The sequence below is a fragment of the Ventosimonas gracilis genome, from assembly GCF_001580025.1.
Taxonomy (GTDB): Bacteria; Pseudomonadota; Gammaproteobacteria; order Pseudomonadales; family Pseudomonadaceae; genus Ventosimonas; species Ventosimonas gracilis.
In genome coordinates this window covers 1-19,104 of sequence record NZ_LSZO01000008.1, presented here as the reverse complement: position 1 = coordinate 19,104, position 19,104 = coordinate 1, and the positions used below count along the sequence as shown (strand labels likewise).

15 protein-coding genes and 1 tRNA gene are annotated in these 19,104 nt (G+C 54.0%); 11 read left to right on the top strand and 5 right to left on the bottom strand.

Annotation, left to right across the window (positions count from 1 at the left end; translation table 11 throughout):
• Positions 1 to 130: 130 nt before the first annotated feature.
• From AXE65_RS13690 to hda, 6 genes are all read left to right on the top strand, one after another.
• Complete coding sequence (locus tag AXE65_RS13690; protein WP_160330573.1) at positions 131 to 271, top strand: hypothetical protein; 141 nt, start codon at positions 131 to 133, stop codon at positions 269 to 271.
• 174 nt (positions 272 to 445) lie between these two features.
• Entirely contained in the window at positions 446 to 4,462 is a 4,017-nt protein-coding gene (locus tag AXE65_RS00720) for a calcium-binding protein (RefSeq protein ID WP_153015348.1), read from the top strand.
• Between the two features lie 283 nt (positions 4,463 to 4,745).
• Positions 4,746 to 8,327, top strand: coding sequence for an exodeoxyribonuclease V subunit beta (gene recB / locus AXE65_RS00715; protein ID WP_068386615.1), 3,582 nt, complete (start codon positions 4,746 to 4,748; stop codon positions 8,325 to 8,327).
• The gene (recD, locus tag AXE65_RS00710) at positions 8,328 to 10,100 is read left to right on the top strand and encodes an exodeoxyribonuclease V subunit alpha (RefSeq protein WP_068386611.1); all 1,773 of its coding nucleotides are present in this window, start codon (positions 8,328 to 8,330) and stop codon (positions 10,098 to 10,100) included. It begins immediately after the preceding gene.
• Positions 10,097 to 11,110 (top strand): DUF2066 domain-containing protein, encoded by a 1,014-nt coding sequence (locus AXE65_RS00705; protein WP_079213978.1) that lies wholly within the window; start codon positions 10,097 to 10,099, stop codon positions 11,108 to 11,110. Before recD ends, AXE65_RS00705 begins: the two co-directional genes overlap by 4 nt.
• 49 nt (positions 11,111 to 11,159) lie before the next feature.
• Positions 11,160 to 11,852 carry a DnaA regulatory inactivator Hda gene (hda, locus tag AXE65_RS00700; protein WP_068386607.1) on the top strand — a complete coding sequence of 231 codons (693 nt, stop codon included), beginning with the start codon at positions 11,160 to 11,162 and terminating at the stop codon, positions 11,850 to 11,852.
• A 1-nt stretch (position 11,853) separates the two neighbouring features.
• Here hda and AXE65_RS00695 read toward each other — a convergent pair whose 3' ends face one another.
• From AXE65_RS00695 to AXE65_RS00675, 5 genes are all read right to left on the bottom strand, one after another.
• On the bottom strand, positions 11,854 to 12,255 hold the full coding sequence (locus tag AXE65_RS00695) for a DUF2069 domain-containing protein (protein ID WP_068386603.1): 402 nt from the start codon (positions 12,253 to 12,255) through the stop codon (positions 11,854 to 11,856).
• A complete protein-coding gene (gene arsC / locus AXE65_RS00690) occupies positions 12,252 to 12,599 on the bottom strand; it encodes an arsenate reductase (glutaredoxin) (RefSeq protein ID WP_068386599.1) in 348 nt (115 codons plus the stop codon). Before arsC ends, AXE65_RS00695 begins: the two co-directional genes overlap by 4 nt.
• A gap of 77 nt (positions 12,600 to 12,676) precedes the next feature.
• Positions 12,677 to 12,753 (bottom strand) — tRNA-Val (locus tag AXE65_RS00685).
• 24 nt (positions 12,754 to 12,777) lie between these two features.
• The gene (gene rarD, locus AXE65_RS00680) at positions 12,778 to 13,698 is read right to left on the bottom strand and encodes an EamA family transporter RarD (protein WP_068386596.1); all 921 of its coding nucleotides are present in this window, start codon (positions 13,696 to 13,698) and stop codon (positions 12,778 to 12,780) included.
• Between the two features lie 25 nt (positions 13,699 to 13,723).
• A complete protein-coding gene (locus AXE65_RS00675) occupies positions 13,724 to 14,473 on the bottom strand; it encodes a ComF family protein (protein WP_068386593.1) in 750 nt (249 codons plus the stop codon).
• 42 nt (positions 14,474 to 14,515) lie between these two features.
• Here AXE65_RS00675 and bioB point away from each other — a divergent pair, with 42 nt between their 5' ends.
• The 5 genes from bioB to bioD are packed head-to-tail and all read left to right on the top strand — an operon-like array spanning position 14,516 to position 18,977.
• A complete protein-coding gene (gene bioB / locus AXE65_RS00670; RefSeq protein ID WP_068386591.1) occupies positions 14,516 to 15,586 on the top strand; it encodes a biotin synthase BioB in 1,071 nt (356 codons plus the stop codon).
• The gene (bioF, locus tag AXE65_RS00665) at positions 15,587 to 16,750 is read left to right on the top strand and encodes an 8-amino-7-oxononanoate synthase (RefSeq protein WP_068386589.1); all 1,164 of its coding nucleotides are present in this window, start codon (positions 15,587 to 15,589) and stop codon (positions 16,748 to 16,750) included.
• Positions 16,743 to 17,477 (top strand): alpha/beta fold hydrolase, encoded by a 735-nt coding sequence (locus tag AXE65_RS00660; protein ID WP_068386586.1) that lies wholly within the window; start codon positions 16,743 to 16,745, stop codon positions 17,475 to 17,477. The genes bioF and AXE65_RS00660 overlap by 8 nt, the downstream gene beginning before the upstream one ends.
• Complete coding sequence (gene bioC, locus AXE65_RS00655; RefSeq protein WP_068386583.1) at positions 17,470 to 18,297, top strand: malonyl-ACP O-methyltransferase BioC; 828 nt, start codon at positions 17,470 to 17,472, stop codon at positions 18,295 to 18,297. Before AXE65_RS00660 ends, bioC begins: the two co-directional genes overlap by 8 nt.
• Complete coding sequence (gene bioD, locus AXE65_RS00650) at positions 18,297 to 18,977, top strand: dethiobiotin synthase (RefSeq protein ID WP_068386580.1); 681 nt, start codon at positions 18,297 to 18,299, stop codon at positions 18,975 to 18,977. Before bioC ends, bioD begins: the two co-directional genes overlap by 1 nt.
• The last annotated feature ends 127 nt before the right edge of the window (positions 18,978 to 19,104 follow it).

The following is a 19,104-nucleotide window of genomic DNA, read 5'->3' as shown; positions in this document are numbered from 1 at the left end:
TCAATCATCGACATGAAAACATCTATCTGGCCTTGCTAAAATTACTGCGTGAACAGCCGCTTTGATCGCGTTTGCTTCCTAAGACCCATTACTATTATTGCCAGCATTCTCTGTAGGCATTTTTGTGGGTATGGATGTGGCCTTGGGCGAGGGTGCATTAGAAGGCTCTGCAAAGATGGTCGTACTTGCTCGCGCCATTATTAATGGCTTTGACTGGCTTGGCGCTTTTTTATTATTTTTATCGGGCTTTATGTTGCTGCTTATTCGATAGCCACAATAATTAGAGCATACTGTAAATTTAAATCATGAGGATTAAAGCAAATAAATACCACCAATTAATTTTTGATCAAACTTAACTCTTTTTATTAACACTCGACATTAAACCATAAGAGATTGACATGGAAAAAACTAATCTTGAAATATTTAAAGAATATGCAGAAAAATATTGGTCAAATGCGGCGGGCACATTTTTCAACTCCATAGTACGACACAGGTTTTAGCAAAAATAGCAAAAGAATCAGGAATTACTGCTAATGACACAGCAAAAATAGTCTTCAATAATTTGTTCAAGGATCTTAGAAAGCACTCCCTTATCCTTGCCAGTGAAATATTTTCTGCAGATAACAAAGCATTATATAGCGAATTAAATGCCTTAAATAAAAGCGCATGCTCCATGGTATTTAAATCACTTGGGATAGGCACCGATGTACTCAATGTTTTTATAAAAACAATAAACGGTGACTATTATGGTGCAGCAGGGGCAGCAGCTAGTGCACTTACCACATTGGCTATTGCATCAGTATTCACTGCTTTTTCGGCTCCTGCCATTGGGGTGGTTGTACTTGGTGCGCTGTTAGGTTATTATCTACCCGATAAATTCGAGGCACTCTTTAAGAAATTCAATCTACTCGGTATAAATTCAAAAACCAACACAGACTTCCAATCTGCCCAAAGCTTCGTACAACGCATCGACCCGCTCGTTCTGGATTTGGATGGCGATGGTATTGAAACCGTATCCGCCAATTCCGGCATTACCTTTGACTTTAATGGCGATGGTCTAAAAACCGGTACGGGTTGGTTAAATAGAGACGATGGCTTTTTGGTGCTTGACCGTAATGGCAACGGCACTATTGATAATGGCAGTGAACTATTTGGTATCGATACCGTTAAATCCGACGGTACTTTAGCCAAAGACGGTTTTGATGCGCTGCGTGATTTGGACAGCAACGGCGATGGCGTATTTGATGCTTACGATTTACTGTTTGAACAAGTACGCGTTTGGCAAGATAAAAATCAAGACGGCATCTCGCAAGCGGATGAACTGAAATCTTTGATCGAGTTGGGTATCAATGCTATCCATCTGGGCAGCAACAGCAGTAATCAACTGAATAACGGCAACCGCATCAGCGCTACCGCTACGGTTGAGTTTGCCGATGGTTCAACCGGTATGGCCGCTAATCTTGATTTAGCCTCCAACCCGTTTTACCGCGAATTTTTGGATAAGCTGCAAATCAGTAAAGCCGCAGAAGGTTTGCCCGATATGCACGGCTCTGGCGCAGTACGTGACTTACAGGAAGCGGCCAGCCAAAGCAAAGAACTGGCTGACTTATTAACGCAGTACAGCAACTTGCCCACCCGTGAAAAACAACGTGCTGCGCTTGGCTATATCCTGTCCGCCTGGGCAGATACTGCAGGCTACCCAAGTCTTGCGCAGCGTTTGCAAGCGGCTGCCGGTGATCAATTGGAAGTGGTATTTCAATACTCATGGGTGCAAAAGGCCAATAAACCCAACGAAGCACAATGGGCACAAAAAGACCTGTTGGAAAAAACCGCTATTCTGGAAGTATTTAATGCCAGCGATTTTTATAAAATCACCCGCCGTGCGGACGGTAAATTTATTCTGCAAGCCGGTGCCAACACAACGGTGCTCAGCACAACCAAAACAGCAGAGGGTAAAGAAAGGCTGATGATCACAGAAGACCACTTGCAACTAAACGCTGGGCAGGCGGACTTATTAAATCAGTCCTACAACAATCTTCTTAATTCAGTGTATCAAAGGCTTTTATTGCAAACCCGTCTTAAACCCTATTTAGAAGCGATTGACCTTAACTTTACCGAAGAAGGTATTGCGCTGGATTACAACGGTATTTATCAAGAAATAGATAAACGCGCCTCAGACCCAGTAGAAGCCATAGTCACCAGCTTTGAACTTCAAGCACTATTGCAAGACCCTGCATTGTCTGCCCAGTTGGAAAACCGCCGTTCGGTTTGGATTTCCAAATTGGACGAAAAAGCTATCAGTAGCCTGCAAGCGCAAATTACCGATGGTGATTTTAATAAACTGGCAGGTGGTCAATTATTGGTTGGAAGCAAGGGTAGCGATACGCTTTACGGTAACAATATCAGCGGCAGCAGTAGCCATCTTTATGGAGGAGCAGGTGACGATACGCTACAAGTCTACTCCTATTCAAAAGACAACTTGCTAGCCGGTGGTACGGGCAATGATACGCTCTATGGCAGCTATTATTCCGACACTTACCTGTTTAACCTGGGTGACGGCAAAGATACCATTATTGAAAGCCACAATTATAACGGCGCAGTCGATACCTTGCGTTTTGGCAAAGACATTGAATCTACTGATATAGGTACGTATAAAGACGGTAGAGACCTACTGTTTAAGCATAAAAATGGCAAAGACGAAGTGCGTGTTAAAAATGTATTTAGCAGCACAAGCAGCGGCGCTACTGCCGGCGAGAACTACAATCTGGAGCGTATTGAATTTGCCGATGGCACGGTCTGGACTTGGCAACAAATAGCCGAACGAGGAATAACCAGCCAAGCCAATAATGAAGGCGAAACATTAAATGGTTGGGACGGCAACGATATTATGCGTGGCGGAAGTGGCAACGATACACTTGATGCGGGCTATGGTAGTAATCAACTCTACGGCGGTGCAGGCGATGATATTTTAAGGGTTAACGCTTACTCTTATGACAATCTTCTGGCCGGTGGTAAAGGCAACGACTGGCTCTATGGCAGCTATTATTCCGACACTTACCTGTTTAACCTGGGTGATGGCAAAGATACCATTATTGAAAACTATAACTACAGTAGTGCGGTAGATATCTTGCGTTTTGGCAAAGACATTGAATCTACTGATATAGGTACGTATAAAGACGGCAGAGACCTACTGTTTAAGCATAAAAATGGCAAAGACGAAGTGCGTGTTAAAAATGTATTTAGCAGCACAAGCAGCGGTGCTACTGCCGGCGAGAACTACAATCTGGAGCGTATTGAATTTGCCGATGGCACGGTATGGACTTGGCAACAAATCGCCGAACGAGGAATAATCAGCCAAGCCAATAATGAAGGCGAAACACTAGATGGTTGGAACGGCAACGATATTATACAAGGCGGTGAGGGTGATGACATTCTTGATGCAAGCAATGGCAGCAATATTGTTTATGGTGGTGCCGGCAACGATACCATTAAAACCGGCAATTATTCATTCGACAATATTTTGGTCGGTGGCAAAGGCAACGACACGCTCTATGGCAGCTATTATTCCGATACTTACCTGTTTAACCTGGGTGACGGCAAAGATACCATTATTGAAAGCTATAACTACAGTGGTGCGGAAGATACCTTGCGTTTTGGCAAAGACATTAAATCTGCTGATATTGGTACGTATAGAGACGGCAAAGACCTACTGTTTAAGCACAAAAATGGCGAAGACGAAGTGCGTGTTAAAAATGTATTTAGCAGCATATACAGCAATGCCACTGCCAGCGAGCACTACAATCTGGAGCGTATTGAATTTGCCGATGGCACGGTCTGGACTTGGCAACAAATCGCCGAACGAGGAATAACCAGCCAAGCCAATAATAAAGGCGAAACACTACATGGTTGGAACGGCAACGATAGTATGCAAGGCGGCAAGGGTGATGACATTCTTGATGCAGGCAATGGCAGCAATACGGTTTATGGTGGTGACGGCAACGATACCATTAAAACCGGCAACTATTCATTCGATAATATATTGGCCGGTGGTAAAGGTAATGACTGGCTCTACGGCTGTTATAATGCTGACACTTATATTTTTAACTCGGGTGATGGCCAAGATATTATCGTTGAGGCATATGGCTATAACAATGCTATCGATATTGTACAGTTTGGCAATGGTATCAATCCAAACAATCTTTGGCTTGAACGTAGCGGTTACGATTTAACCGTTAGCATCAATAAAACCGATGACCGTATTACCATTAAAGACTGGTATTACGGCAGTGACCGTCGTATTGAGCAATTCCATCTGGCTAACGGAAAAATGCTGCTGGAAAGCCAAGTGCAAAATCTGGTAGATGCAATGGCAGCTTTTACTGCCTCGTCCAGTGCGGAAGGGGATTTTATCCCAGCGCAGAAACAACAGCTGGATATGGTGATTGCAGCAAGTTGGCAGTAGTTATACTGGCTTATCTTCCCTCTCCCGTATGCGGGAGAGGGGAGTAAAAACAGACTATTACATCCGTATCTTGGCCGTACTCGGCCAAATCAATCAGTACCGCTTACAAAAGCCAAAGTGTCGCTTTGCGCAGTAAATTTGTTGCAATCGTTGCTGCCAGTTCGGCGACATTTCCTTGCAGGTTTTCTTATTGGGCACTGCGCGTTTTTCCCGTGCCAGGGTCTGTTCCCGTTTGAAACGGGAGCAGGCCCTGGGGTATTTTGCCCCTCTTTCCGAGCCGTACCTGCCGATGGATTTACAGCAAAGCCCGTTTGACCGCCGCAGTTTGATTGAGGCCAGTGCCGGTACCGGCAAAACCTGGACGCTAAGCGCCTTGTATCTGCGCCTGTTGCTCGAACGCGGTCTTAGCGTGCGCGAGATTTTGGTCGTCACCTATACCAAGGCGGCGACCGCTGAATTGCGCCAGCGTATTCGCGCAAGGCTGGCCGAACTGCTCGCGCTCTATCAGGGGCAACCCTGCGCGGACGATTTTTTGCAAGCACTCTACCATTGCTACCCGGGCGAAGAGGCTTACCGGCGTGTGCTGCTTGCCGTGCATGGATTTGATCAGGCGGCGATTTTTACCATTCACGGCTTTTGCCAGCGTGCCTTGCAGGATGCGGCCTTTGAAGCGGCGGTGGATTTTGACAATGCCCTGCAAAGCGATGATGAAGAACTCGCCCGCGCCCTGTTAACCGACCTGTGGCGCCAGCAACTGGCGAGTGCCGACCCACTTTGGGCGAGTTGGCTGGTACAGAAAAAAGTCACGCCTAAAACGCTTTGGCAGGCATTAAAAGATTACTTGAATAAACCTTGGCTACAGCTACTACCGCCTGCGGGTAGCGACCTTGCCCCGATCAATGACGGCTATTTAATCGCCAGCTACCAGCATAGTGCTGCGCTTTGGCAATCTTTCGGCGAGGGCTTTATTAAGGATTTACGCGCGCACGGACAGCTTAAAAAAAACACCCATCCAGAAGAAAAACTCGAAGCCTGGGGATACGACTTACAAACTTGGTTTAAAAGCCCTGCTGCCTTGTTAAGCCCGCCAGAAGCCTTAAGCAAACTGACAAGCGATGCCCTTACTAAAGCAACCAAAAAAGGCCATCCACCGCCCGCGCACCCGCTGGCCGAGCTTTTGCAAGATTTGCAGCAAGATTTAAGCCTTGCCAGCGGCTATTTTGCCAAGCGCCTTGCGCTGCTGCACAGCCAATTGCTAAGCCAACTGAACCAAGCACTGCCGCAGCGCAAAGCCGCGCTGCGTGTACTGGCTTTTGACGACTTATTGGGGCAACTCTTAAGCGCTTTATCCGGCGCATCCGGACAAGTGCTGGCGGCACATTTGCGCAAGACTTATCCGCTGGCGCTGATTGATGAGTTTCAAGATACCGACCCGACACAGTTCGCCATTTTTAATCGCATCTACCCCTTAACCGACGCATTAGGCGAGGCTGCACTCTGTTTGGTCGGCGACCCCAAACAGGCCATTTATGCCTTTCGCGGCGCAGACCTTGAGACTTATCTCAGTGCGCGGCAAAGCGCTGTCAACCGCTATGAACTGCCAAATAATTACCGCTCGCGCCCTGAACTTATCGCCGCACTTAATGCACTGTTTGAGCATCCGCTGCCTTTTGCGCAGGTAGGGCTTGATTACCCCAAAGTCGTCGCTGCCGAAAAGCCGCGCAAAAGGCTGCAACTGCCCCAACACTTGGCCGCCGCGGCACTTAATCTGGTTTGGCTTACCGGCGACAAACTGACTAAAGAACAAGCCAGCGAACAAGCAACAACCGATTGCGCAGGCCGCATCGCCGCGATTTTGGCGGCAAGTCGCGCAGGCGATGCGGGATTTATCGAAGGCAAGGCTCTGCAACCGATAAAAGGCGGCGATATTGCCGTACTGGTCGGCAGCCACAGACAAGCCCTGCATATGGCACAGGCGTTAAGCGCACAAGGCGTGCTGCCGGTACTGCGCAGCAAACAAAGCGTTTGGCGCAGCGAAGAAGCGGCAGAACTGTTCGCCGTACTCTGCGCCTACGCGCAGCCTACCCGCGAAGGACTGCTGCGCTACGCCTTATTAACCAGGCTGCTGGGGCGCAGTGGCGAAGACTGCGCCCGTTGGGGGGTCGATGACAGCGCCTTTGAGCGCGAACAAAACGCCGCCGCGCTGCATCACCTGCACTTTCAACAACAAGGGTTTATGAAGGCTTTTCGGCATTGGCTGGTCAGTGAAGCCGTCGCTCCCCGCTTGCTGGGTCTTGAAGGCGGCGAACGCCGTTTGACCAATCTGCTGCATCTGGCCGAACTGCTTGGGCAACAAAGCCTTGAGCGCCCCACTCTGCCCGCCCTGCTTTTGTGGTTTGACGCGCGTAGGCAAGATGACAACAAACAAGCCGAAGAGGCCGAACTGCGCCTTGAAAGCGATGCCGAGCGCGTGCAAATCGTGACCATCCACAGCGCCAAGGGTCTGGAATACCCGCTGGTGTTCTGCCCGTTTCTGTGGGATGGCAAATTGCTGCAAGGAAGCGGCAAACCCCGTCATCTGCGCTGCCATAAAGAGGATGGCTCGCTCTTGGTCGATTTTGGCAGCGAGGCGTTCGAGCAAAATCTGGCTCGCGCCCGCCAGGAAGCCTTCGCCGAAAAACTGCGCCTTGCCTATGTCGCCATGACCCGTGCGCGTGACAGCCTGTGGCTGTACTGCGGCGCGGTTCGCGTGCCTGGCAATAGTAAAAATCTGCCCGACGAAGGACTGCATAGCAGCGCTCTGGGCTGGCTTTTGTACGCTGCGGCGCTCCCTCTCCCGCCAGCAGAGGAAACACCGCCCGTTACCCTACTCGGTCATCACTTGGCAGGCCGTGAAGAACCCAGTCTGCGCGAGGAACTTACGCTGCGTCTGTCGTCACTGCCGCACAGCGCTTTACTCGCACCTTTCGCGCAAACAGCAAGCAGCCCCCGCGAGCGGCGCGCCGGGACACCGGGGCAACTGGCCGAACCGCCCGAAAACCTTGGCCGAGTCTTTCGTATCGGCAGCTTCTCTGGCCTGACCTTCGGCGTTCACCGCGACGCACCGGATAGAGACAGCATCACCGCAGCCGCCCTTAACGAGCCGGGGACTGGCTTTTTTGCCTTCCCGCGCGGCGCACGTGCCGGAACCTGTCTGCACGGCATATTGGAAGACTGGGCACGCGGCAAAGACGCACTGCCCGCACTGGTCGAAAACGCACTCAAAGCCCATGCGATTGACCCCAAACAATGGGGCGAGATCACCGCCACTCATCTACAGCAAGTGCTAAATGCTGATTTAAATGGCAAGGGCTTGCGGCTGTGTGCACTGCAATCCACGCAACGGCTGCCTGAGCTTGGCTTTTGCTTCCCCCTTACGCGCCTTTCTGCCACTGCCTTGCAACGGCTATTAAGCGACCCCGCACACGGCCTGCCGCCAGTGATGAGAGAGGCTGCGCGGCAGCTTGATTTCGAAACCTTACAGGGCTTTCTTAAAGGCTTTATCGATTTGACCTTTGAATGGCAAGGGCGCTGGTATATCGCCGACTACAAATCCAACTGGCTCGGCAGCGAAACCCGCTTCTATCAGAATGAGCACTTGGCACAAGCCATTGCCCGCGAGCATTACTACCTGCAATACCTGATTTATCTCATTGCGCTGCGCCGTTTTTTGCGCGTGCGTTTAGGTCTTAAGGATGCAGGGCAACGCTTGGGCGGCGCGTTTTACCTGTTTTTGCGCGGCATGCCGGAGGCGGGCTGCTATTTTCACCGCCCGCAGGACAACCTGCTCGATGCGCTGGATGACTTGTTTGCCGGAGCCGCCTAAATGAACCTCGACGCACTGCCGCTCTCACCGCTTGCCAGTGCCTTTGCCGCCAGCCTTAAACGCCTCGCGCCGGATGCAAAAGCAAGCACCTTGCTCGCCGCAGCGCTCTGCGTAGAAGCGCTGGAAAACGGGCAAACCTGCCTGTATCTGCCGCACTTTGCAGGTGGCAATCCTTGGCCACAACTGCCACTGCGCCTGCCCGCTTTGGCCGACTGGCAAAACCAGCTTGCTGCAGACAGCGCGTTGGTCGGCTCAAGTGGCGATTACAAACCGTTAATTTTGCGCAAAGACAGGCTGTATCTGGCGCGTTACGAAGCCTACGAAAGGCAGCTTGCAGGCCAATTGCTAACACGCAGCCAGCAAACCGTTGCTATCGATAAAGCCCTGCTCAAACAAAGTCTTGAGCGACTGTTTAACCACGCGGCGCAATCGCCCGACTGGCAGCGCATTGCCGCCGCGCTCGCATTAACCCGCCGCCTTTGTTTGATTTCCGGCGGCCCCGGCACCGGCAAAACCAGCACCGTGGTGCGCCTGCTCGCCGCGCTGCTGGAGCAAACGGGAGGCGAAAGTCTATCCATAGCCCTGGTCGCGCCCACCGGTAAAGCCGCCGCCCGCATGAGCGAAGCCATCCGCCGCGCCAAAGCCGCTTTGCCGCTCGATGCGGCGCTTAAAGACAGGCTGCCGCAAAGCGCACAAACCCTGCACCGCTTACTGGGCAGTCGCGAAGACCGCCCACAGATGCGCCATCACCCAGGCAACCCGCTGCCGCACGATGTGCTGATCGTCGATGAAGCCTCCATGCTTGATTTGGCACTGTTCGCCAAATTGCTAGGTGCACTTAAAACCGATGCCAGACTGATTTTGCTGGGCGATAAAGACCAACTGGCCGCCGTTGAAGCGGGCGCAGTATTTGCCGATCTCTGTCAAGGCGCAGGTTTTAGTGCCAAAACCTGCGAAGAACTGGCGGATTTAAGCGGACAACCCGTTAAAAGCCGCCCGCCCGCCTCCAAACTGGGTGAATCCGTCGTCTTGCTTAAACACAGCTACCGCTTTGCCGAAGGCGGCGGCATTGGTGAACTGGCTCGATGCATTAACACAGGCGATGCAGCGGGCACACTCGCCTTGCTCGATCAACCTTCAGCAGAACTTAACTGGCAGCGCAAGCCGCTGCAAAGCGACTTACTGGGTCGTCTGCAAGAGGCTTTTGCGCCTTATCTTGCCGCTGCCACAACGGGCGATGCCAAAGCCGCTTTTGCCGCCTTTGGCGAGTTTTGCTTATTGTGCGCCGGACACAACGGCGCATTCGGCACCCGCGCCTTAAATGAGAGCCTTGAAGAGCGCTTTAAGCGCCAGCAAAAACGCCCGATAACAAGCCGCTGGTACGCCGGTCGTGCGCTGATCATTACCCGCAACAACCCCGCGCTGGGTCTGTTTAACGGCGATATTGGCTTGTGTCTGCCGCAAGAAGACGGCCAGTTTTACATCTTCTTTGAGCAAGCAGAGGGTTTTCGCCGGGTAAGCCCCGGGCGCTTAAGTGAAACCGAACTTGCCTTTGCCATCAGCGTGCACAAAAGCCAAGGCTCGGAATTTAACCGCGTACTGCTGGCACTGCCCGAACAACCCAGCCCGCTATTGTCACGCCCCCTGCTCTACACCGCCGTCACTCGCGCCAAATCCGCTGTCGAAATTTGGGGCAGCGGCGAGCGTCTGATCGAAGCCATACAAACCCGCGCTGAACATCACTCTGGCTTAAGCGAACGTCTCGCGGCATGATGAGCATCTTTTTTAATTCACCGCCGGTTACACATCCCATGCGCCTTTTGCTTGCCCTGCTGCTTTGTCTTGCCAGTTCGCTCGCCCAATCGATGGATGACCTCTACCAAGTGAACGAGCCGCTCGCCGCTGACAACGACAGCGAACAACGCATTGCCTTAAGCGCTGCCTTCGATACGCTGCTGCTTAGGCTAACCCCCAATCCACGTTTGGCCGGCGAAGCATTGAGCGCACTTCGGCAAAACCCGCAGCCGTTGATTGTGCGTTATGGCAAACAAGAACAAACCCTATCGGTGGAATTTGACCCCACCAGCACCTTGCGCACGCTGCGCGAGCAAGGCTTGCCGCTGTGGACCGGCCAGCGCCCGCTGCTGCTGGTCTGGTGGATGGAGAGCCGCTACGGCGAAAACGCCGCACTGCTCGGCGATGCTCAGCCAGACAGCGCCGCTTTGCTGCAAGCAGCGCAGCACCGCTTCTTAAAGATACTGCTACCGCTTGCGGATTTGTCCGAGCAATGGCTTTCCCCAGAAACAGAGCCAGACGCTTGGCTGCAAGCCACCGAGCGCTACCACAGCGACGGCCTGCTCATAGTCAACGCGGCCGATAACGGCAGGCAGCTTGAGGCGCGTTGGCAACTCCAACTGGATGAATGGCAAGCCAGCGGCACAAGCATTGGCATCGACCGCGAAAGCCTCGCCGATATGCTGCTGCTGGAGGCAAGCCAGCAGCTCGCCGCGCGTTTTGCCATTAACCCCTCCAGCACGGACGAGCAAACGATTACCTTGCAAGTGGCGGGTGCCAATCTTGAACGTTACGCGGCGCTGTCACGCACCTTGGCGGCTTTTTCCGCGAGGCTGCTGCAAGTTGACGGCGACAAACTGCTCTGGCAAATCCATAGCGACCCCAACACGCTACGCGCCCATCTTAAATTGATGCACCTGCAAGAACTCCCCGCGAGCGGAGAAGCCGCCGCAGAGGCGACAGATAACCGCCTGTATTTCAGTTGGTAACTATTTACTCCCCTTGCCCGCTTGCCGGAGAGGGCAAAAATCCCAAGTTATGAAGCCGATACAACTACCGCTTTGCATCCGTCTTGCCGATGACGCAACCTTTGCCAACTACCTGCCTGGCGCCAATGCCGCCGCGCTTGCCCATACCTTACAACTGGCCGAAGGCAGGCTCGATTTACTCTATCTGTGGGGTAAAAACGGCAGCGGGCGCAGTCATTTGCTGCAAGCGGCCTGCCTGCACGCACAGCAGGCAGGCCGGCAGGCGCTTTATCTACCGCTGGCTGAACTGCTGCAATACGGCGCGGATATGCTGGAGGGTCTTGAGCAATGCGAGCTGCTGGCGCTGGATGATTTACAAGCCATCAATACCCGAGCCGATTGGCAAGAGGCGCTATTTCACCTGTTTAACCGACTGCGCGATAGCGGCGCTTGCTTGCTGCTCGCCGCCAATAGCGCACCACGCGAACTGGCCTTAACGCTTGCCGATTTACGCTCGCGCCTTTGTCTGGCGCTGATTTTTAAACTGGAGCCGCTCTCTGATCAGGAAAAACTCAGCGCCCTTGGCGCTCGTGCGGCGCAGCGTGGCTTGCTGCTGTCAGGTGAAGCGGCGCGCTTTATCCTAAGTCGCGGGCAGCGCAGCATGGGCACCCTGTTTGAGATCCTGGATACGCTTGACCGCGCCTCCTTGCAAGCGCAGCGCAAACTCACCATCCCGTTTATCAAACAAGTGCTTGGCTGGTAGCTTATTCGCCCGCCAAACGCCGCTCATATTGAAAACGCCAGCGCACATAAAGCAGCGCACAAATAAATAGCCCCACGCTTAGCGAAAGTTCCGCCCAGCCCAACCATTGCCGCGTGGGATAAAGGGTCGCCAGTACCCCTTTAATAAAGTACAGATTAAGCACAAAACACAGCCAGGCATGTGCCCTTGCCCTGCCCAGTAAAATCCCCGGCAGCACAATGGTAAGCGGCGCGAGTTCTATCGATAACACCAGCCACAGCCGCGCCCCGTTTAAATCGGCAAACAGGGCATTCCACAGCACCAGCAATAGTAAAAGCGCAGACAGTAGCACCAGACATAGAGCGCGGGTGACCAACAGTCTTGGCTTAAGCCAAGAAAGCTTCGGCAGTGGCTTTTTGCTCAAGGCAAAAGTTCCAGTACCCGCGCAGGCGGGCGACCGATCACCGCCCGTTTGCCTACACGCAAAATCGGCCGCTCCAGCAATATCGGGTGCTTAACTATTGCTTTAATCAGTGCGGGCTCGTTCGCATCGGCCAGATTTAACTCGCGGTAAAGCGCCTCACCGCTGCGCAGCACTTCCTTGGCGGTTAAACCCAAGCAGCCCAGCAGTTCGCCAAGTTCTTCTGCGCTTAGCGGTTGTTCCAGATAACGGCGGATAATCGGCTGCAATCGGCGTTCATTTAGCAACTGCAACGCCGCGCGGGATTTGGAGCAACGCGGATTATGGTAAAGGGTGAGATCAGACATAGTTTGTTTCAATCCACGCGCCCGCGTAAAACCACATAAAAAAAGACCGCGCAGAGTTTAACTGCGCGGTCTTAAATTGGTAGGCACAATTGGACTCGAACCAACGACCCCCACCATGTCAAGGTGGTGCTCTAACCAGCTGAGCTATGTGCCTGAAGAGGCCGCGCATTTTACTTGGCTATTGGCGGCTGTCAACTCCCAGTGGTGGCAGAGGAGGTTTTCTAAGCAGTGCCAGCCAAGCGTCCAAACTGTAAATGGCAAGCCCTATCCAGATGCAGATAAACGCCGTCAGCTTGCTGCCGGAAAGTGGCTCATGGAACAAAAAGACCGCTTGCAGCATCACTAAAGTCGGGGCGATGTACTGCAAAAAGCCCATCGTGGTATAGGTCAAATGACGAGTGGCGGTGTTAAAGCAAATCATCGGCAGTAAAGTTATTGGGCCTGCGGCCAACAACCAGAGTATTTGCACACCAGTCCAAAACTCAGCTTGTCTGCTTAACATGGCCGGATGCAAGGTAAGCCAAATCAGCGCCAGCGGCAGCAGTAACCAAGTCTCCACCACCAGCCCAGGCAGTGCGGCAATCGGCGCTTGTTTACGGATAAGCCCATAAAACGCAAAGGTAATCGGCAACACCAAGGAAACCCAAGGCAAATAACCGACTTGCCAGACTTGCTGCACTACGCCTGCCGCCGCAAAAGCGAGCGCCAGCCACTGCAAACGGCGCAGCCGTTCACGCAGAAATACCATGCCCAGCAGCACGTTCATCAGCGGGTTAATGTAGTAACCCAAACTGGTTTCCAGAATGCGCCCGTTATTGACCGCCCAGACGTAAATCAACCAATTGCTGGTCAGCAACGCACCGCTCACTGCCAAAATCAGCAAACGTTCAGGATGTTCTCGAAATTGGTGCAGCCAGCCCGGATGCTTCCACCAGCCAAGCACTAAAAGACCCAGCAAGGCTGACCAAATCAAGCGATGAAGAGCAATTTCCAGTGCCGGAATATGCTCAATGGCTTTGAAATAGAGCGGAAAAAATCCCCAAAGAGTAAAAGCAGCCACGCCCAGCAAATAGCCCAGGCGTGGATTGGCGGCATTCATAAAAATCCTTTGTGCAGGCAAGCAATTACGCCATTCTACCGCCCATTTTGGGGGTGCGGGCAAGACAGTAAACGTCCACCCGTTTTGCACCGTTTTGCCGCAAAAGCAGCGCTTGCGCTTGTGCCGTTGCGCCGGTGGTCAGCACATCATCGACCAATGCCAGATGCAGGTTGCGCGGGTTAAAACCACCTGAAACTACAAACGCGCCGCGCAGATTGCGCCGCCTTGTGGCCGCATCCAAGCCTTGCTGCGGCGGGGTATCGCGCAGTCGTTGCAAAGCCTGCGGCAGGCTTTTGATTTGCAACGCGTCTTCCAGCCAATGTGCAAGTAACAGCGCTTGATTAAAACCTCGCTCGCGCAGTCTGCCTTTAGATAAAGGCACTGGCAGCAAGAATGCGGGTTTGGGCAATCCGCTGGCAAACTGCTGGCGCAGATGTTCGGCCAGGCGCTCGCCCAACAAATGCCCAAACGGCCAGTTCGCCTGATGTTTAAAGCGGCTGATCAGGCTATCGAGCGGGAAATCGTAACGCCAAGGCGCAATCACCCGCTCAAAAGCGGGCGATTTTTGCTGGCACTGCGCGCAAATACCATCCACCGGCAGCGGTAAAGCACAGCACTGGCACTGCGTACCCAGCCAAGGCAAATCCAGCTCGCAGGCGTGACAGAGCGGAAAAGACGCATCGCTTTTTTCATCACAGAGCAGGCAAAATTGGATGTTTTTTGTCCAAAGGTAAACCGACCGCGCGGATTTTGGTTGACCGATTAACAGTGGCATAGTTAACTTGTCCTGTACCTGTTGTTTTATAAGAGAACCCTGATGACCGCCACCGTTCACGTCTTACCCAATACACCGGCCACTCGCCACGATTGGCGGCTGGCTGAAGTGCTGGCGCTGTTTGCGCAGCCGTTTAATGACTTGCTGTTTCAGGCGCAATCGGTACACCGCGCCTACTTTGACGCAAACCGCGTGCAGGTTTCTACGCTGCTTTCGATTAAAACCGGTGCTTGCCCGGAAGACTGCAAATACTGCCCGCAGTCCGGCCATTACAACACCGGCCTTGAGCGCGAAAAACTGATGCAGGTGCAGCAGGTGATAGAAGCCGCAAAGCGTGCCAAAGACATCGGCTCGACACGCTTTTGCATGGGCGCGGCCTGGAAGCACCCTTCGGGCAAAGACTTTCCCTACGTGCTGGAAATGGTCAAAGGCGTCAAAGCGCTCGGCATGGAAACCTGCATGACGCTCGGCAAGCTCTCGCGCTCGCAAAGCGAGGCCTTGGCAACGGCGGGGCTGGATTATTACAACCACAATCTGGATACCTCGCCTGAGTTCTACGGCAATATCATCACCACGCGCACTTACAGCGAACGACTGCAGACCTTGGCTTATGTGCGCGATGCGGGGATGAAAATCTGCTGCGGCGGTATTTTGGGCATGGGCGAAAGCACCGATGACCGCGCCAAATTATTGATGCAGCTTGCCAATCTGCCGCAGCACCCCGAATCCGTGCCCATCAATATGCTGGTCAAAGTGCAAGGCACACCGCTGGAAAACGCCGAAGAAGTAGACCCATTTGACTTTATCCGCATGCTCGCTGTGGCGCGGATTATGCTGCCCAAGTCCCATGTGCGCCTATCCGCCGGACGCGAGCAGATGAACGAACAAATGCAGGCGCTCGCCTTTTTCGCCGGAGCCAATTCCATTTTCTACGGCGAAAAACTGCTCACCACCGACAATCCACAGGCCGAAAAAGACCTAGCACTGTTTGCCCGTCTTGGCATTAAGCCGGAAGAACGCGAAGAACACGCCGATGAAGTCCACCAAGGTGCCATCGAACAAGCGCTGCTCGCCCAGCAAAACGAGCGGCTGTTCTACAACGCGGCCGCATAAATGGCTTTTAACTTAACCGAGCGGCTAAATCAGCGCCGCGTAGGCCAGCTACTGCGCCAGCGCCTGCTGCTAGATAGCCCGCAGCAACCGCTACTGCAAGTAGACGGCAAAGCGCTGCTTTCGTTTTGCTCGAATGATTATCTGGGGCTGGCGAATCACCCAGAGGTGATTGCCGCGCTGCAAGAGGGCGCAAAAACCTGGGGCACAGGTGGCGGCGCATCCCATTTGGTCAGCGGCCACAGCCGCGTGCATCAGGAGCTGGAAGAAGCACTCGCCGACTTTTGCGGGCGCGAGCGCGCGTTGCTTTTTTCCAGCGGCTACGCGGCCAATCTCGCCGCCATCTGCGCACTGGTTGGCCGTGGCGATAGCGTGCTGCAAGACCGTCTTAACCACGCCTCCTTGATTGACGGCGCGCTGCTCAGCGGCGCCCGTTTTGCCCGCTATCAACACGGCGATTTAACCAGCCTTGAGCAGCATCTTGAGCGCATCAGCGGCGACTGCCTGATAGTGACCGACGGCGTGTTCAGCATGGATGGCGACCTCGCCCCGCTGCCGCAAATCGCACAAATCGCACAACGCAAAAACGCCTGGCTCATGGTGGACGACGCGCACGGCTTTGGCGTACTGGGCGAAACCGGCGGCGGCAGCGTCCAGCACTTTGCCCTTAAGCCAAACGATGTGCCGGTACTGATTGGCACACTGGGCAAAGCCTTTGGCACGGCGGGCGCTTTTATCGCCGGTAGTGATGAGCTGATCGAATGCCTTATCCAATTCGCCCGCCCCTACATCTACAGCACGGCAAGCCCGCCCGCGCTAGCGGCGGCCACGTTAAAAAGCCTGCAACTGCTGCAATTGGAACGCTGGCGGCGTGAACATCTGGGCACCTTGATTGCGCGTTTTCGCCAAGGAGCCGCCGATCTGGGTCTGCCGCTTTTGCCAAGCCAAACGCCCATTCAACCCCTATTGACCGGCAGCAGCGAACGCGCCCTGCACCTTGCCCGCTTACTGCGCAGTCGCGGCATTTTAGTCCCCGCCATCCGCCCGCCGACCGTGCCGCAAGGTCAGGCCAGGCTACGCGTGACGCTGTCCGCCGCGCACAACACGATGCAGCTTGAACAACTGCTAAGTGCACTCGCCGAATGCTGGGGCAAGCTAAGTGACTGAACATCTGGCGCTGCTGCCCGGCTGGTCGTACCGCGCAGAGGTGATGCAGCCGCTTGAACAAGCACTGGCTGAGCACTACGCCACCAGCCTGCACGCGCTGCCGACCACGGCGCGTGCGGGTGACTGGCTGGACGAATTGGACGCACGCATCCCCCAAAACACCTGGCTGATTGGCTGGTCATTAGGCGGCATGCTTGCGGCAGAGATTGCCGCAAGGCGCGGCAAAAAGCACTGCCCGGGGCTGATTACCCTGTGCAGCAACCCCTGCTTTTATGCACGCGCCGACTGGCCTTATGCCTTGGATGAAGCCACCTTTCGCCGATTCTGCGAAGGCTTTAAAGAAAACCCCGAAGCCACTTTGAGCCGTTTTGACTTACTGGTTAGCCAAGGTAGCGCCAATCAGCGCGAAATCGCCCGCCAATTGGCAGCACTTCATCTACCCGCCCGGCATCCATCACTGCTCGCAGGGCTAGAACTGTTGACGACACTCGATACCCGCCCTGCCCTTCGCCAATTTAGCGGTGCGCAGCGGCATGCTCTGGCCGAACAAGATGCCTTTTTGCCCGCAACCTTTGCCAGCAAAACCCGCTTTGCGCTGGAGGGTTTACGGCCTTCCAAAAATATCTCCAGCTACCTATATGACCGCAATGGTCACGCTTTACCGCTAACGGCAAGTGCTTGGCTTGCGCGTGAAATCATCAGCACGGTGCATTCCTCCCATGCCTGACAAACGCCAAATTGCCGCCTCCTTTTCCCGCGCCGCACCCACCTACGACAGCGCCGCCGCCTTTCAACGCGAAGTCGGCGAGCGCCTGCTCAATCTGCTGCCAGTCTCCCCGGCAAGTGAGGAATGGAGAAAAAACGCTGTGGTCGAAGAGGGGGCCGGGGAGAAGGTACAAAGCTGGCTCGACATCGGCTGTGGCAGCGGCCATTTCACCCGGCTACTGGCCGCTCGCTACCCCAAATCTCAAGGCTATGCCCTTGATATCGCCCAAGGCATGCTGCACCACGCCAAAAGCCAAGGCGGCGCAGAACACTGGATAGCGGCCGATGCCGAAAACCTCCCGTTCAGCGAAGGCTCATTTGACCTGCTGTTCTCCAACCTCTGCCTGCAATGGTGCAAAAACCTCGAACAAGTCCTAAGCGAAGCCGGGCGCACCTTGCGCCCGGGCGGCCTGCTCGCCTTTACCAGCCTCGCCAGCGGCACACTCGCCGAACTAAACGCCGCTTGGCAGGCCGCAGACCACTTCACCCACGTCAACCGCTTTCGCGCATTTGCAGGCTACCAAGCCATCTGCCGTGCCAGTGACTTCAAGCTGCACCACCTAAGCTGCCACGCTGAACTGCACCACTATCCAACACTTCGAAAATTAACCGGCGAACTTAAAGCCCTCGGCGCACACAATTTAAGTCCCAACCGCCCACCTGGCCTCGGCGGCAGAGCACGCTTTGCCGCCATGACCCGCGCCTATCAACAAAAACAATGCGCAAAAGGGCTGCCTGCCACTTGGCAGGTGGTCTATGCCGTATTGGGCAAGGCAACATAATGCGACAAGCCTTCTTTGTCACCGGCACTGATACCGGCGTAGGCAAAACCACCGTCAGCGCCGCACTGTTATACGCAGCCCGCCAGCAAGGCTTAACCACCGCCGCCGCCAAGCCAGTTGCCTCCGGCTGCGAACAAACCGAACAAGGGCTACGCAATAGCGACGCACTGGCACTCTGGCAGCAATGCACCGCGGCGCTGTGCTACGACGAGCTCAACCCCTACGCCTTTGCCCCCGCCATTGCACCGCATCTGGCCGCTGAAGAAGCAGGCATAAAACTGTCCGCCGCCTCGCTCGCTCGCGTCGTACAAAACGTTCTCAACAAAGAAGCCGATTTAACGCTGGTCGAAGGCGCTGGTGGCTGGCGAGTGCCTATCAACCTTCAAGAAACCTTGGCCGATATTGCCTGCGCTTTAAAACTACCGGTCATTCTGATCGTCGGCATCCGCTTGGGCTGCATCAACCACGCATTGTTGACCGCTGAAGCCATCCAACACGATGGCCTGCCACTTGCCGGCTGGGTCGCCAACTGTCTTGAGCCGGATAGCGCAAAACTCAATGAAAATTTACTTAGCTTGAAACAACGCTTGCCCGCGCCTTGCCTTGGGCAAATCCCCTATCTGGCAATCCCTTCCGTTTGCAGCGTCGCCCAAGCACTGTCTCCCCTCTGCTGTTACTAAATTTTCATAAAATAAAGTCACATTTTTATATATAGGCAGGGTCTTAGGAAGCAAACATGTTTTTATGGCATGATAACTTCCTGATATGACTGGTAAAAATAGGTACTTCAAACGTTCGAAAATCAGC

Bases quoted from the DNA above. Each gene is read 5' to 3' on its own strand.
- AXE65_RS13690 (WP_160330573.1), top strand. From the start codon at position 131: ATGGATGTGGCCTTGGGCGAGGGTGCATTAGAAGGCTCTGCAAAGATG.
- recD (WP_068386611.1), top strand. From the start codon at position 8,328: ATGAACCTCGACGCACTGCCGCTCTCACCGCTTGCCAGTGCCTTTGCC.
- AXE65_RS00705 (WP_079213978.1), top strand. From the start codon at position 10,097: ATGATGAGCATCTTTTTTAATTCACCGCCGGTTACACATCCCATGCGC.
- hda (WP_068386607.1), top strand. From the start codon at position 11,160: ATGAAGCCGATACAACTACCGCTTTGCATCCGTCTTGCCGATGACGCA.
- arsC (WP_068386599.1), bottom strand. From the start codon at position 12,599: ATGTCTGATCTCACCCTTTACCATAATCCGCGTTGCTCCAAATCCCGC.
- rarD (WP_068386596.1), bottom strand. From the start codon at position 13,698: ATGAATGCCGCCAATCCACGCCTGGGCTATTTGCTGGGCGTGGCTGCT.
- AXE65_RS00675 (WP_068386593.1), bottom strand. From the start codon at position 14,473: ATGCCACTGTTAATCGGTCAACCAAAATCCGCGCGGTCGGTTTACCTT.
- bioB (WP_068386591.1), top strand. From the start codon at position 14,516: ATGACCGCCACCGTTCACGTCTTACCCAATACACCGGCCACTCGCCAC.
- bioF (WP_068386589.1), top strand. From the start codon at position 15,587: ATGGCTTTTAACTTAACCGAGCGGCTAAATCAGCGCCGCGTAGGCCAG.
- bioC (WP_068386583.1), top strand. From the start codon at position 17,470: ATGCCTGACAAACGCCAAATTGCCGCCTCCTTTTCCCGCGCCGCACCC.
- bioD (WP_068386580.1), top strand. From the start codon at position 18,297: ATGCGACAAGCCTTCTTTGTCACCGGCACTGATACCGGCGTAGGCAAA.